Origin of the sequence: Micromonospora carbonacea, from assembly GCF_014205165.1 — a bacterium.
Lineage (GTDB): Bacteria > Actinomycetota > Actinomycetes > Mycobacteriales > Micromonosporaceae > Micromonospora > Micromonospora carbonacea.
On the sequence record NZ_JACHMZ010000001.1, the window covers coordinates 7,254,078 to 7,268,203 of the forward strand.

Consider the following 14,126-nt stretch of genomic DNA (forward strand, 5'->3'; position numbering starts at 1 on the left):
CCAACGGAGTCGATCAACGGGAGGTCAGGCGACCAGGGCGGCGATGGGCTCTATCCGGACCGCTGGGTGCCCGACCTGGCCAGGTCGGCGTTCGTCGCCACGGAGGTGCGGCCCGCCGCGCTCCAGCCGCTGCTGACCGTCACGACGGACGACGACCGGGCCATGGTGTGGGGCAGGGACATCGGCAGGGTGCTGCAGGCCGGCTCGCTGAGCCTCGACGAGCTCAGCCCCGACGGCTACCGGCTGTTTCCCCACCTGCTTCTGCGGCCACGGACGGACGGCTCGCTAGTGGACGCGATGCGGGCGGCGACGTGGACGATGAGCGCTCCGGACGGCCTGTCCGACATCGGCGAGAGCCTCGTGCGGCATGGGTACGTCACGTCCGAGGTGGGTGTGGTTGACCCTCGTTGGGAATCGGCCCTGGACCAGGTCGGCGACGATGCGCTACGACGGCATCTTCGTGGGCTGTGTCTCGACGCTCACTGGGCGCGGATGGTCGGCGCGTACTACCTCGGCCCCGGTGAGTGCCCAAGCGATTTTCGGCCGATCGCCGCCTTGCCGGGTAGCAAGGTGATCGCCGGCTAGGAGTTCGGTGAGGGCCAAGGCGCCATGGTCGTCATGTTCCTGAGTGAGCCTTCCGGTGGGTCGCACGGATGATGCCGGTCGGTCGGGCGACCCGCTGAGTTCGGCCCGAAGCTGGCCTTCGACGCCCAGGGCTGGCGCACGTACATCGACCCTCAAGAGCAACTAGCGCGGCCTTCCGCACCGGCAACGCAGCAACTCGCCACGGCTCCCCACTTCGGAGCCGGGGCGCGTTGCTTCCTGGGCCGCAGCCCTCTGCCCTCCACGACGCACAGATCTTGCAATTGTGACCCCGGCGGTGGGTGTTTCACACCATTTGTCGGTTCTGAAACTGCAAAGTCTGTGGGCTGAGGCGGGCGAAGTGGCGGGCCGGAGCCGGCCCCGCTCTCAGCTCAGGTGGGTTCCCGGGTCTCCGCGCGTTGTCGGCGGAGTTGTTCGAGGACGGTGGTGTCGGCTATGAGGTCGGGGTGGTCGATCTGGCGGTGAAGGTCGACGACGTGTTCGAGTTCCTGGATCGCCTGGTCGAGGTCCCCCTGCGCCCGGTGGGCCACCGCGATGTTGAGCCGCATGGTGGCTTCGCCGGCTCGGTCGCCGACCCCCTGCAGGGTGGGGAGGGCTTGGTGGTAGTGGTTGAGGGCCTGTTGCCAGTCTCCTAGCCTTGCGTACACGCCGCCGATGTTGTTGATAGTGGTGGCTTCGCCGGTCCGGTCGCCGACCTCCCGCCGGATGGGGAGGGCTTGGTGGTAGTGGTCGAGGGCCCGCTGCCAGTCTCTCAACCTGTCGTACACGCGGCCGATGTTGTTGAGGGTTACGGCTTCGCCGGTCCGGTCGCCGACCTCCCGCCGGATGGAAAGGGCTTGGTGGTAGTAGTCGAGGGCCCGCTGCCGGTCACCCAACCTTGCGTACACGAGGCCGATGTTGTTGATAGTGGTGGCTTCGCCGGTCCGGTCGCCGACCTCCCGCCGGATGGGGAGGGCTTGGTGGTAGTGGTCGAGGGCCCGCTGCCGGTTCCCCAAACCGTCGTATACGCGGCCGATGTTGTTAAGGGTGGCGGCTTCGCCGGTCCGGTCGCCGACCTGCTGGTACCTGGTCAGGGCCTGCTGGCAGTCCTCCAGCGCCAGCCAGGGCCGGCCGGTCGACGACCGCGCCCAACCCCGCTGGTAGAAGGCGCTGGCGTCCGGGCCCAGGGTCAGGGTGGCCGTGGCCATGGCCTCCACGGCGGCGAACCGCGAAGTGCGCAGCCACACCAGGCTCACCCGGGCACCGGTGTTTCGGGCGATCACCGGCTGCCGGCCGGCGACGGCGAGTCGATGTACCTCCACGTGTCGGGCAACGGTCGTCGTCCCAGCGAGGGCGAGGGGACGTGATCGTGAGGGTTCTGGGTCTTCCATGCCCCGAGCCACCCCTTCGTTCTGCGAGCCTCGGCAGCACCGGCGTGGGGCGGGTGCACCCGGTCGTCAAGTTTCTTGCTACGACGGCCGGGGCGCGGTCGGTGAGTCGGAAACTCGTCACCTGAGCCGGGTCCTCCGACCGGGCCCGGGATGCGAATGAAACGTACAGTGACCGCCATGGCCCGCCGTCGATCACCTGGCCTGGGCCGGACGGGGGCGGTTGTGGGCCGGCTTGACCACGCACGTTGGGGGAGGCGCGGGTAATGGGTAACGCCACTGTGGAGGTTTCCGGGGCGCAGGCCGCGCGGTGGGCGGCGGAGCTGCGGGCCGCGCTGGCCGAGGCCGTGGGGCCGGCGGGCAGCGTGTCGCCGGTGCAGGTGCAGCGGTCGGCGGAGATGGTGATCGCGGTGATCGGCCTGGTGTTCTCCGGGGTCGAGGTGGCCAAGACGATCACCGAGTGGTGGGGTGCGCGCCGTCGAGACGGTGCTGCGGTCACGGTGCTGCTGCCTGACGGCACCCGGATCGAGCTGACCGAGGGCAGCCAGGCGCGGCTGGAGATCGCCATGCGGCAGGACGACACCGGGCCGCGCTGACCGCCGGCCACCACGACGGGGGATGGGCGGATGAGCACCTTCGAGCTGGAGGTCTTCGCGCAGACCTCCAACTACTACGAGCTGCGCCTGTCCGCCGACGGCGAGCCGCCCCGCACCCGTGGTCTGGACCGGGCCGCGGTCGATGACCTGATCGCGCTGGTGCGGCGTGACTACAGCACCGACGCTGCCGCGCGGAAGGTGTACGGCGCGACCCGGCTGGCCGAGCTGGGGGCGCGGCTGGCGGAGTTCCTCGACGGCGACCAGCGGTGGCTGGCCCCGATGCTGGCCAATCCTGCCGGGTCGGTGCTGCGGATCACCGCCGAGCAGCGGCTGCGGCACCTGCCCTGGGAGCTGCTCGCCCGGGAGGGCGCGTTCCTGACCGTGGCCGGGCGGGCGCCGCTGTTGCCGGTGCGCGCGGTCGGCACCCACGCGGCGCTGACCGGTGCGGTCGCGCCGGGCAACCGGCCGTTGCGGGTGCTGTTCATGGCAGCGTCGCCGGAGGGCGTCGAGCCGGTGCTCAACTTCGAGGCCGAGGAAGCCGCGATCCTGGCGGCGACGCGGCGCACCGGCACCGATCTGGTGGTGGAGGAGAGCGGCACCCTGGAGGGGCTGCGGTTCCTGACCCGTGACTACGGGCCCGGTTACTTCGACGTGCTGCACCTGAGCGGGCATGCCACCACCGCCGGTGGGGAGCCGGTGTTCGTGGTGGAGGACGAGTTCGGCGGGGTCGCCAGGGCGACGGCTGACCAGCTCGCCCAGGCGATGCAGGGGCACTGGCCGAGGCTGGTGTTCGTCTCCGGCTGCCTGACCGCCGACGCCCCCGACGGTGGGATGTTCCCGTCGATGAGTGAGAGCCTGGTGCAGGCCGGTGCCCCTGCGGTGCTGGGCTGGGCGCTGCCGGTCGGAGACGTCTCCGCCACTGACTTCGCTGCCGCCCTCTACCGGGCTCTGGCCGACGGTCAGCCGCTGGACCAGGCCGTCGTCGAGGCCCGCCGCCACCTGTTCCACGACAAGAAGAGCAGCTACTGGCACCTGCTGCGGCTCTACGCTGACCGGTCCCCGCTGGCACCCATGGTCACGCCGCTGCACACCAGAGGCCGCAAACGCTTGCAGGTCCGCCCCGCCGACCAGCAGTTCCTGGATCCGCAGACCCAACTGTCCCGGGTGGCGTCCCGCGCCGAGTTCGTCGGCCGACGTCGGGTCATCCAGCGGTGCCTGCGCGTCCTGCGGCAACCCGCCGACACCCCGGGCGCGGCGCAGGGCCTGCTGCTGGCCGGCATGGGTGGGCTCGGCAAGAGCAGCCTCGCCTCCCGGCTGCTGGAGCGCATGCCCACCCACCAGCGCGCCGTCTGGTTCGGCCGGGTCGACGCCATCAAGTTTCGTGAGCTGACCAGCAAGATTCGCTTCGACAGCGTCGACCAGACCATCGAGGCCAACAAGCTCCTCGACAACGAGCAGCTCCCGCTTCCCATCCGGCTGCGGCACCTGCTCGACGTCGACGGGCCGCTCGGCCGGACGCCCTGTCTGTTCGTGTTCGACGACTTCGAGGCCGGCAACCTCGACACCCGCGCCGACGGCAGCCGGGTGCTCGCCCCGGCGATGGCCGAGATCCTGCCCGCCCTGCTCTCCGCGATCCGCGACACCGGAAGCCCGAGCCGCGTCGTCATCACCAGCCGCTACCGATTCCCCGCCCCGGCCGGCACCACCGTCGCCGTCGAGGCCCTGGAAACCCTCACCCCCGTCGAGCAGGACAAGAAGATCGCCAACCTGGCCAACCTGCGCCCCGAGTCCACGATCGACCCTGCCATCCGCGACCGGGCGATCGAGGCCGCAGCGGGCAACCCTCGCCTGCTCGACTGGCTCAACCGGATCGTCGGCGATGCCACCCTCGACATCGACGGCCTGCTCACCGCCATCGAGAACGAAGCCGAGCGATTCCGCCGGGAGACCGTCCTGGCCGACAACCTGCTCGACTCGCAGCCCCTCGAACTCCGCCGCATGCTCGCCAAGGTCAACGTCGTCGAGCTGCCCGTGCCCGCCGCCACCGTCCACGCCCTGCACCAGCACCCTGACGCCGACCAGCACATCCAGCGGGCCGTCGAACTCGGCCTGCTCGAAGAGGGCACCGACCCGGAAACCCGCCAGCCCCGCTATTACGTCTCCAACGTCCTGCATCCCCTCGTCCGGCCCCTGCTCACCGACGACGAATACGTTGAGGCGTGCGCCGCCGCAGCAAGGTCCCTCTACCAACTCTGGGTCGTCGACCCCGCCTCCGATGGCCAATGACCTGAGGGCCCTCGCCCGTTACGTGGAGGTGCATCGGCTCGCTGTCGCTGGCAGGCAGGCGGCGATCGCCCGGGACGTCGGTCGCCGGGTGTGCCGGGTGTGGCTGCGCACCTCGCGGTTCGCCGCCGTGGAGGCCATGGCCACCGCGACCCTGACCCTGGGCCCGGACTTCGATGCCCTATACCAGCGGGGTTGGGCGCGTTCTGCGACTGGTCGGCCGTGGCTGGCGCTGGAGGACTACCAGCAGGCCCTGACCTTCTACCGGCAGGCCGGCGACCGGGCCGGCGAAGCCGCCACCCTCAACAACATCGGCGGCGTGTACGACAACCTGGGCGACCGGCAGCGGGCCCTGGACCACTACCACCAAGCCCTCCCCATTCAACGGGAGGTCGGCGATCGGGCCGGCGAAGCCACCACCCTTACCAACATCGGCGGCGTGTACGACAACCTGGGCGACCGGCAGCGGGCCCTGGACCACTACCACCAAGCCCTCCCCATTCAACGGGAGGTCGGCGATCGGGCCGGCGAAGCCGCCACCCTTACCAACATCGGCAGCGTGTACAACGGGTTGGGCGACCGGCAGAAGGCCCTCGACCACTACCACCAAGCCCTCCCCATTCAACGGGAGGTCGGCGATCGGGCCGGCGAAGCCACGACCCTCACCAATATCGGCCACGTGTACGACAACCTGGGCGACCGGCAGCGGGCCCTGGACCACTACCACCGAGCCCTGCCCATCTGGCGGGAGGTCGGCGATCGGGCCGGCGAAGCCGCCACCCTCAGCAACATCGGCAGCGTGTACAACAGGTTGGGCGACCGGCAGCGGGCCCTGGACCACTACCACCGAGCCCTGCCCATCTGGCGGGAGGTCGGCGATCGGGCCGGCGAAGCCGCCACCCTCAGCAACATCGGCAGCGTGTACAACAGGTTGGGCGACCGGCAGCGGGCCCTGGACCATTTCCACCAAGCCCTGCCCATCCGGCGGGAAGTCGGCGACCGCGCCGGCGAGGCCGTCACGCGGTTCAACATCGCGATGGTCTACCAAGCAGAAGGTGACCTCGACCAGGCGATCCAGGAACTCGAACACGTCGTCGACCTCGACCGGCAGGTTGACCATCCCGACCTCGAAGCCGACACCGTCCTCCTCGAACAACTCCGCCGACAGCGCGCAAACAAGCACGGATCCGAGTCGTCACCTGCGGGACCGTGATGGCAGGGTGCCGACGACCCGGTCGAAGTGTTTCCTGACCCCGACCGGGGGCGTCGCGTTCGGCCCCGCACCCCCGAGGGGATCGCGCTGGGCGCCGCCTGAGCCGGTGCCCGTTCGCCTGTTCACCTGGCCGCTGGGTGCTTGACCCGTGTTATGGACGGAACCTAAACTTTCGCCTTGTTATCGCTAACAGTGGCGTCAGTCGATGAGAGCCGACGGGTCATTGACGCCGGGGTCAAGGGCAGTCCCCATGGCGACGCTGGAGGGCGGTGCCGACCGGTCCGGGCAGGACCGGGGCACGCGCGTGTCACCACCACCAGCCAGGAGGACGCAACATGACGCAAGACCAGAACGGGCCGGTCAGCGGCGAGCGGCGAGTGCTGAGCCGGAGAGCCGTCCTGACGACGGTGGGGGCCGTGCCGGTCGCCGCAGCGGCCGGGACACTGCTGGGGGCCACGGGAGCCTCGGCCGCGCCCGCGACCATCAACGTGTCGGCGCAGCGGCAGACCATCAAGGGGTACGGCGCGATGGCCCACGCGGCCTGGATCGGCGACCTGACGGCCGCCCAGCGGGAGACGGCGTTCGGCACCGGCGAGGGCCGGCTGGGCTTCTCCATCCTGCGCATCCCCGTCGGCGAGAGCTCGGCCGACTTCGGCCGCGACCTCGCCACGGCGAAGCGCGCCGTCGAGCTGGGGGTGACCGTCTTCGCGTCGCCGTGGAACCCGCCGGCCAGCATGATCGAGACCTTCACCCGGGGCAGCCAGACCAACGCGAAGCGGCTCCGCTACAGCTCGTACGCCGCCTACGCGCAGCACCTCAACGACTTCACCACCTACATGCGCAACAACGGGGTGCCCCTCTACAGCATCTCCGTGCAGAACGAGCCCGACTACGCGCACGACTGGACCTGGTGGACCACCACCGAAATGGTCAAGTTCCTGAAGGAGAACGCCGGCTCGATCAGCACCCGGGTCATGGCGCCCGAGTCGTTCCAGTACGTCAAGTCCATGTCGGACCCGATCCTCAACGACGCCGCCGCGCTGGCCAACGTGGACATCATCGGGGCCCACCTCTACGGGACGTCGTACTCGAACTTCCCGTACCCCCTGTTCAAGCAGAAGGGTGCGGGCAAAGAGCTGTGGATGACGGAGGTCTACTACCCCAACAGCAACACCAACTCGGGTGACGCCTGGCCCGAGGCGCTCGACGTGGGCGAGCACATCCACCGCGCCATGGTCGACGCCGAGTTCCAGGCGTACGTCTGGTGGTATCTGCGGCGCAGCTACGGCCCCATGCGCGAGGACGGCCAGATCAGCAAGCGGGGTGCCATGATGACGCACTTCGCCCGGTTCGTCCGGCCCGGCTACACCCGGATCGACGCGACGGCGAACCCGGCGTCGAACGTCTACGTCTCGGCGTACCGGGGCGGCAACACCGTCGTCATCGTCGCCGTCAACAAGAACACCTCGTCGGTGAGCCAGCAGTTCACCCTGTCGGGTGCCACCGCGTCGGGCAGCGTCCAGAACTGGCTGACCGACGCGAGCCGGACGGTCGCGCCGCAGAACGCGCTCACCATGTCCAACGGCTCGCTCACCGTCAACCTGCCCGCGCGCAGCATCATGACCTTCGTGACCAGCCTGAACGGCACCCCGCCGCCGACCACGCCGCCGCCCACCACCCCGCCGCCCAGCCCGACCCCCACGCCCACCGTCACGCCCCCGCCGAGCGGCTCGGGCCCCCGGGTCGCCTACACGATGAACTCGTGGGGCTCCGGCTTCACGGCCAGCATCGACATCACCAACACGGACACCTCGGCGATCAACGGCTGGACGTTGGCGTTCACCCTGCCCTCGGGCCAGTCGATCACGTCGGGCTGGAACGCCACCTACTCGCCCTCCAGCGGCCAGGTGAGCGCCCGCAACGTCGACTACAACGCCACGATCGCCCCCGGGGCCACCATCAGCATCGGCTTCCAGGCGAACACCAGCGGCAGCACCGCCAAGCCGACCGCCTTCACCCTCAACGGCGTCGCCTGCACGGTGGTCTGACCGCCGCAGGATCCACCGACCGACGAAGAACCGGGTGCGGCCCCTCCGGCGACGGAGGAGCCGCACCCGGCGTACGTACTGCTGCCGTTGCCTCTCAGGTGGGTCCCTGGTCTCCCGCGCGTCGGCGGCGGAGTTGTTCGAGGACGGCGGTGCGTGCTTCGAGATCGGGGTGGCCCATCTGCCGGTTCAGATCCACCACGTGTTCGAGCTCCTGGATCGCCTGGTCGAGGTCACCGCCCGCCTGGTGGACCATCGCGATGTTGTACCGGGTGGTGGCTTCGCCAGCTCTGTCACCGACCTCCCGCAGGATGGGAAGGTGCGGCGCAGGTGGTCGAGGGCCCGCCGCCAATCTCCCAGCCCGGCGTGCAGGAGAGGGGCGCGACAGTTCTCGATCCTCCATGCCGAGCCACCTCAGTTCTTCCCGCTGCTCCTCCCGGATACCTGTTCGACGATCATCAAGGACGAACCCTGGCACGACGACGTTTGGAGGGTGAGCCGGTCGTCATTGTTCGTCCCACGACGGCCGGGATGCAGTCGGTGAGTCGGAAACTCGTCACCTGAGCCGGGTTCTCCGGCCGGCCGGGCCCGGGATGCGAATGGAACGTACAGTAGCCGCCGTGGCCGGCCGTCACGACGGGATGGGCAGATGAGCACCTTCGAGTTTGAGGTCTTCGCGCATACCTCCGACTGCTACCAGCTGCGCCTGTCCGTCGACGGCGAGCCGCACGTCGACGTCGTCGAACTATCCGTGCCCGCCGTCGCCGCCCAGTCCCACTATCAGTTCAGGTGCCTCGGCCCTGCGGCCCCTGATGGTCACTGACCCGGCGGGCCTCGCCCGGTGGGTGGAGGTGCATCGGCTCGCCGTCGCCGGTCGACAGGCGGAGATCGCCCGGGTCACCGGTCTCCGGGTGTCCCGGGTGTGGCTGCGTACGTCGCGGTTCGCTGCGGTGGAGGCCGTGGCGACCGCGACCCTGACCCTGGGCCCGGACGCCCACGCGTTCTACGAACGGGGCTGTGCGCGGGTGTTGACCGGTCGGCCCTGGCTGGCGCTGGAGGACTACCAGCAGGCCCTGACCATGTACCAGCAGGCCGGCATCCGAGGCAACGAAGCCGCCGTCCTCAACAGCATCGGTAACGTGTACGCCGGATTCGGAGAGCGCGCGCGGGCTGCCGACTACTACCGTCAGGCCCTCTCCTTGGAACGGGAGGTCGACGATCGGGCTGGCGAAGCCGCTGCCCTGACCAACATAGGCAGCCTGCACGCCAGGTTGGGGGACTGGCGTCGAGCTCTCAGCTACCTCATCCAGGCCCTCCTCATTCGGGGGGAGACCGGTGACCGGGCCGGCGAAGCCACCATCCTGAACAACATCGGCCATGTGTGCGTCGGGTTGAGAGAGTGGAAGAGGGCTGCCGATTTTTTCATCCAGGCCCTCTGCATTCGGCGGGAGGTCGGCGACCGGTTCGGTGAAGCCGCCACCCTTAGCAACCTCGGGCATGTGTGCGACGGAATGGGGGACTGGCGGCGTGCTCTCGACTTCTATCACCAGGTACTCCCGATTCAGCGGGAGGTCGGCGATCGGGCTGGCGAAGCCGCCACCTTGAGCAGCATCGGCCTTGTGCGCTTCGGATTGCGGGAGTGGGGGCGGACCCTCGACCACTACCACCAGGCCCTCTCCATCCGGCAGGACGTCGGCGACCGGGTTGGTGAGGCCTTCAGTCTCAGCAACATCGGCCATGTGTACGCCGGGCTGGGGCACTGGCGGCGGGCTCTTGACTACCACCACCAAGCCCTCCCCATTTTGCAGGAGGTTGGCGACCGAAGGGGCGAAGCAATCGTCCGGTACAACATCGCGATGGTCCACGAGGCTAGCGGTGACCTTGACCGAGCGATCCGGGAGCTTGAACACGTCGTCGACCTGGAAAGGCAGATCGACCATCCCGACCTCGAAGCCACCGCTGCCGTCCTCGAACAGTTCCGCCGACAGCATGCAGCAGCCCAGGAATCAGAATCGCCTGCGGGACGGTAACGGCGCGGGTTGACGCAAGCGAGACGCTCCTGACGTCAGCCGTGGCGGTTCCCTTCCTCGTGGTGTCGACGAGGCGGCGGGCCGCGCACCGTGTGTGCGCGACCCGCCTGGTACGGCGAGAACTGGGCCTGCCGGCCTACTTGTAGACGATGTTCGACGACGTGTACTTGCAGTACGTACCATCGGCTCCGCTGCCGGTCTTGACGGGCTCCTTGCCGCTGTTGTTGCCCGTGTAGCGGTCGCAGATGGAGATCTTCCTGCTGCTGTCGCCGTAGATGGTGATGCCCGAGAACGTCGCGGTGTCCCCGTAGTTGGTGTTGATGCCGGCCAGCGCCGAGCCGGGTGCGGTCACGGTGACGTTCTGGATGACGACCATCCGCTTGTACTGGGTCGAGCAGTTGCCGCACGACCGGTACAGCTTGCCGAAGTTACTGACGTCGAAGTTCTTGATGGTCAGCGTGCCGCCGCCGTTGTGCTGGAACACCTTGTCGGAGGCGGACCGGGCGCCGCCGCCGTCGACCGTGTAGTTGGCCGACGAGCCGCCCTTGAACGTGGCGGCGTCCTCGCCCACGTCCTCCCACCAGACGTTGACCAAAGTGCAGCTGCCCTTGCAGTGGATGCCGTCGGCGGCCGGCGAGCCGATGATCAGGTTCTTGACCACGGCTCCGTCGGCCAGCTCGAAGAGCGGCTTCTGGCTCTCGCTCTGGCCGCCGTCGCCCATCGCGCCACCGGCTTTGTAGCGCACCAGGCCGAAGTCCTTGGTGCCGCTGACCGACTGGGTGCTGGTCACGGTCGTGGTGCTCTTGGGCGTCGGCCAGGTGGCGGCCTGCGCGCCGGTCTGGGTTGCGGCCAGGCCGGTGGCGACCAGTCCTGCGGTGACGAGCGGCAGCAGGGCGAGCTGCCACCGCCGGTGGCGTGGCGTCGCGCCGTTGTCACGTGTGCTCACGTGTCCTCCGAAACGGATCAAGGGACGGGGTGGTGGCGGACGTGCGTCCGCGGGCGTGGCAAGCGCCTCGCCGGTATCGCCGCACGCACCGGGAAAGCGCTTGCCTACGAGTTGTTACGGTACGACAACCGTCGATGGCGCGGAAGGGTCTTACTTTGCGGGCGTCGGAATCTGGGCGCGAAGGTCAACGCATGGTGGTGTCCCGGTCACGCTGGGGCGGGGCCCTCCCGGTGGCTCACCCCGGCGCCATGCCGCCTGCCCGCAGCGCCGGCAAACGTGGACAGAAACTGTTTCCCAGTAACCGAAACCGTCCAAGGTCCCAGCTTGCCGCCTGCCTGCCGCCGTCGTGCGCCCGCGCGCCCAGCGGCGGTTAGGAAGGGGCCCTTCCTATACAGAAAGCGTTAACAAGGTGCCCTTCCTTACCGCAGCGAAGCGCGGGCGGAGAAGGCGATGCTCGCCAGCAGGAAGCCGCCGTTGACGACCGTGAACGCCACGATCACCCAGAAGGTGAGGGCCGGGGCGAACGCCAGCACCAGGCCCGCCACGAAGATCACCGCGCCGTAGTCGCGGACCAGCTTCACCAGCCGCACCGGCAGCGACGTCGAGGTGACCATGCTGGCCGCGTTCGGGCCGGACTGCATCACCGACGTGACGAGGTTGACCATCCAGGTGCCCGCGAACAGCGCGACCAGCCACGTCGGCGTCGACGGGCGCTGCGCCACCGCCGTGGCCGACAGGGCGGCCACCAGGGCGATCTGGGCGGCCACGTCGGCGAGCACGTCGACCCGGGCACCTGCCGGGCTGCCCGTCTTGGTCACCCGGGCGAGCTGCCCGTCGGCGCAGTCCAGCGAGTAGGCCACCTGCCAGCCGACCAGGGCCACCACCCCGACCACCCAGGCCGGGACGGTGCCGGCGGCCACCTCGTCGGCGAGCGCGACCACGGTGACCGAGGCGGCCAGCCCGAGCACCAGGTTGGCCAGCGTCAGCGCCGTGGGGCGCAGCCCGAGCCGCTGGGCGACCAGCGCGAACACCGCGCCGAGCCACTGGCTGACCGACTCGCTGAACAGGCCGCCGCCCCGGTTGACCCGGTGGAAGTCGGCTACGGACGGGCGGGCGGGATCAGCCAAGGTCGCGGAGTGCACCGGCGTAGTCTGCCAGCCGCTCCCGCGTCTCGGTAGCCGACATCGCCAGGTGCTCCAGGATGGTGTACCGGTCGGGGCGGGTGGCCGGCGCGAACTGCACCGCCTCGACGAACTGGTCGTCGGTGAGCCCCACCTCGGCCGGCAGCCGGGGCAGGTTGTGCCGGGCCAGGCACGCCGACATCTCCGCGAAGCGACGCCCGTCGCCGCGCAGGAACGTGCAGAACAGCGCGCCGAGGCCGGCCAGCTCGCCGTGCGAGGCGGTGCCGGGGAAGAGCGCGTCGACCGCGTGCATGATCTCGTGGCAGCCGCCGCTGGACGGGCGGGACGTGCCGCACACCGCCATCGCCAGCCCGCTGGAGATCAGCGCCTCGGCGAGCACGGTGACGAACGCGTCGTCGGTCATGTCGCCGGGGTGGGCGAGGACCGCCTCGGCCCCCATCCGGGCCAGCGACGCGGCCAGGCCGTCGACGGGCTCGCCGCGCACCTGGCGGGCCAGCTCCCAGTCGGCCAGCGCGCTGATGTTGCTCACCACGTCGCCGATGCCGGCCCGGTTGTGCCGCTCCGGCCCGGCCTCCACGAAGTCGAGGTCCACGATCACGGCGATCGGGATGTGCACCCCGTAGGAGCCCTTGATCCCGCCGGTGATCAGCGACGCCACCGGGGAGGCGATGCCGTCGTTGGCCAGGCTCGTCGCCACGGTCACCATGGGCAGGCCGCGCCGGGTGGCCGCGTACTTCGCCACGTCGATCGTCTTGCCGCCGCCGATGCCCACCACCGCGTCGTACGACCGGGCGCGCAGCTTCCCGCCCAGGTCGTCGGCCGCCTCCAGGGTGCCCCCGGCCACGGTGAACACGTCGGCCGAGCGCAGCGACGGGCGGATCAGCTCGGCGATCTGCCCGCCCTGCCCCGGCCCGACCACCACGGCGACGTCCCCGCCGGAGGAGATCCGCCCGTCGGCCAGGATCGCCGCCAGGTCCGCCACCGCGCCCCGCCGCACGTCGATGTGCAGCGGGGTGAGGATCGTCCGGGCTAGTAGCGGCACGCGATCTCCCGCGCGCGGGCCAGGTCGTCGTGGTTGTCGACCTCCACCCAGGAGACGTCCCCGATGGGCGCGGCCCGCACCTCGCCGCCCCGCTCGGCGAACTCCTGGTAGCCGTCCTCGTAGTAGAGGTTCGGGTCGCGCCGCCAGGTCGCCTCCAGCGCGTCGGCGAGCGCGTCGGCCACCTGCGGCTCGATCAGCGTCGCGCCGATGTACTCCCCGTACGCCTCGCCCGGGTCCATCAGCTTGGTGATGCGGGTGAGCTGGCCGGCGGCGTCGAAGGTGGTCTTCATCTCCTCCTCGGCCAGCGTCTTGAGCGTGTCCACGGCGAGCAGGATGCCCGGCCCGCGTTCGGCCAGCAGGGTCCGCTCGACGCTCACCGGGTGCACGGTGTCGCCGTTGACCAGCAGCACGCCCCTGGCGAAGTGCTCCCGGGCCAGCCACAGCGAGTACGCGTTGTTCCACTCCTCGGCCTTGTCGTTGTGCACGAGGGTGAGCGTGACGCCGTGCCGCTTCTCCAGCTCCGCCTGGCGGGAGACGACCGCGTCGGCGGCGTAGCCGACGACGACCACCACGTCGGTGAGGCCGACCTCGGCGAGGTTGCGCAGCGCGATGTCCAGGATGGTGGTGTCACCGTCCACCGGCACCAGCGCCTTGGGCAGGGTGTCGGTGTACGGGCGCAGCCGACGCCCCGCACCGGCCGCGAGGACCATCCCGATCATGCAGTTGCCTCCCTGGTTCGACTCCGGGTCACCGGTGGAGGATAGCGCCGGGGTCGACCCCGCCCGCCGTCAACCGGCGCGCCGGCCCCGGCAGGGCCGCGCCCGGCCCCGGCGGTTGCGGGTCAGCCCGGCCCCGGCGG

At 70.0% G+C, this 14,126-nt stretch carries 13 protein-coding genes; 7 read left to right on the plus strand and 6 right to left on the minus strand.

Annotated elements, in window-relative coordinates:
• Window positions 1-66: 66 nt before the first annotated feature.
• Window positions 67-585 carry a hypothetical protein gene (locus HDA31_RS30585; protein ID WP_178066889.1) on the plus strand — a complete coding sequence of 173 codons (519 nt, stop codon included), beginning with the start codon at window positions 67-69 and terminating at the stop codon, window positions 583-585.
• 389 nt (window positions 586-974) lie between these two features.
• Here HDA31_RS30585 and HDA31_RS30590 read toward each other — a convergent pair whose 3' ends face one another.
• On the minus strand, window positions 975-1,973 hold the full coding sequence (locus HDA31_RS30590; protein ID WP_178066888.1) for a tetratricopeptide repeat protein: 999 nt from the start codon (window positions 1,971-1,973) through the stop codon (window positions 975-977).
• Between the two features lie 263 nt (window positions 1,974-2,236).
• On the opposite strand from HDA31_RS30590, the gene HDA31_RS30595 reads away from it, so the two are divergent.
• From HDA31_RS30595 to xynC, 4 genes are all read left to right on the plus strand, one after another.
• Window positions 2,237-2,566: an effector-associated constant component EACC1 gene (locus tag HDA31_RS30595; RefSeq protein ID WP_178066887.1), complete on the plus strand. Its 330-nt coding sequence runs from the start codon at window positions 2,237-2,239 to the stop codon at window positions 2,564-2,566.
• 30 nt (window positions 2,567-2,596) lie between these two features.
• Complete coding sequence (locus HDA31_RS30600; RefSeq protein ID WP_178066886.1) at window positions 2,597-4,852, plus strand: CHAT domain-containing protein; 2,256 nt, start codon at window positions 2,597-2,599, stop codon at window positions 4,850-4,852.
• Between the two features lie 136 nt (window positions 4,853-4,988).
• Window positions 4,989-6,062 carry a tetratricopeptide repeat protein gene (locus tag HDA31_RS30605; protein ID WP_246384227.1) on the plus strand — a complete coding sequence of 358 codons (1,074 nt, stop codon included), beginning with the start codon at window positions 4,989-4,991 and terminating at the stop codon, window positions 6,060-6,062.
• Window positions 6,063-6,397: 335 nt separating this feature from the next.
• Window positions 6,398-8,110, plus strand: coding sequence for a glucuronoarabinoxylan endo-1,4-beta-xylanase XynC (xynC, locus tag HDA31_RS30610; RefSeq protein ID WP_178066884.1), 1,713 nt, complete (start codon window positions 6,398-6,400; stop codon window positions 8,108-8,110).
• 94 nt (window positions 8,111-8,204) lie between these two features.
• Here xynC and HDA31_RS30615 read toward each other — a convergent pair whose 3' ends face one another.
• Window positions 8,205-8,363 carry a hypothetical protein gene (locus HDA31_RS30615; protein ID WP_178066883.1) on the minus strand — a complete coding sequence of 53 codons (159 nt, stop codon included), beginning with the start codon at window positions 8,361-8,363 and terminating at the stop codon, window positions 8,205-8,207.
• Window positions 8,364-8,756: 393 nt separating this feature from the next.
• On the opposite strand from HDA31_RS30615, the gene HDA31_RS30620 reads away from it, so the two are divergent.
• A complete protein-coding gene (locus HDA31_RS30620) occupies window positions 8,757-8,930 on the plus strand; it encodes a hypothetical protein (RefSeq protein WP_178066882.1) in 174 nt (57 codons plus the stop codon).
• Window positions 8,920-10,137: a tetratricopeptide repeat protein gene (locus HDA31_RS30625; protein ID WP_178066881.1), complete on the plus strand. Its 1,218-nt coding sequence runs from the start codon at window positions 8,920-8,922 to the stop codon at window positions 10,135-10,137. Before HDA31_RS30620 ends, HDA31_RS30625 begins: the two co-directional genes overlap by 11 nt.
• Window positions 10,138-10,273: 136 nt before the next feature.
• On the opposite strand, the gene HDA31_RS30630 is transcribed toward HDA31_RS30625, so the two are convergent.
• The 4 genes from HDA31_RS30630 to HDA31_RS30645 form a co-directional block, all read right to left on the minus strand.
• Window positions 10,274-11,083, minus strand: a complete 810-nt coding sequence (locus HDA31_RS30630) for a pectate lyase (protein WP_178066880.1) — start codon at window positions 11,081-11,083, stop codon at window positions 10,274-10,276.
• Between the two features lie 419 nt (window positions 11,084-11,502).
• On the minus strand, window positions 11,503-12,225 hold the full coding sequence (locus HDA31_RS30635; protein WP_178066879.1) for a CDP-alcohol phosphatidyltransferase family protein: 723 nt from the start codon (window positions 12,223-12,225) through the stop codon (window positions 11,503-11,505).
• The gene (locus HDA31_RS30640; protein ID WP_178066878.1) at window positions 12,203-13,267 is read right to left on the minus strand and encodes an iron-containing alcohol dehydrogenase family protein; all 1,065 of its coding nucleotides are present in this window, start codon (window positions 13,265-13,267) and stop codon (window positions 12,203-12,205) included. The genes HDA31_RS30635 and HDA31_RS30640 overlap by 23 nt, the downstream gene beginning before the upstream one ends.
• On the minus strand, window positions 13,255-13,986 hold the full coding sequence (locus HDA31_RS30645) for a phosphocholine cytidylyltransferase family protein (RefSeq protein ID WP_074479016.1): 732 nt from the start codon (window positions 13,984-13,986) through the stop codon (window positions 13,255-13,257). Before HDA31_RS30645 ends, HDA31_RS30640 begins: the two co-directional genes overlap by 13 nt.
• Window positions 13,987-14,126: the final 140 nt, after the last annotated feature.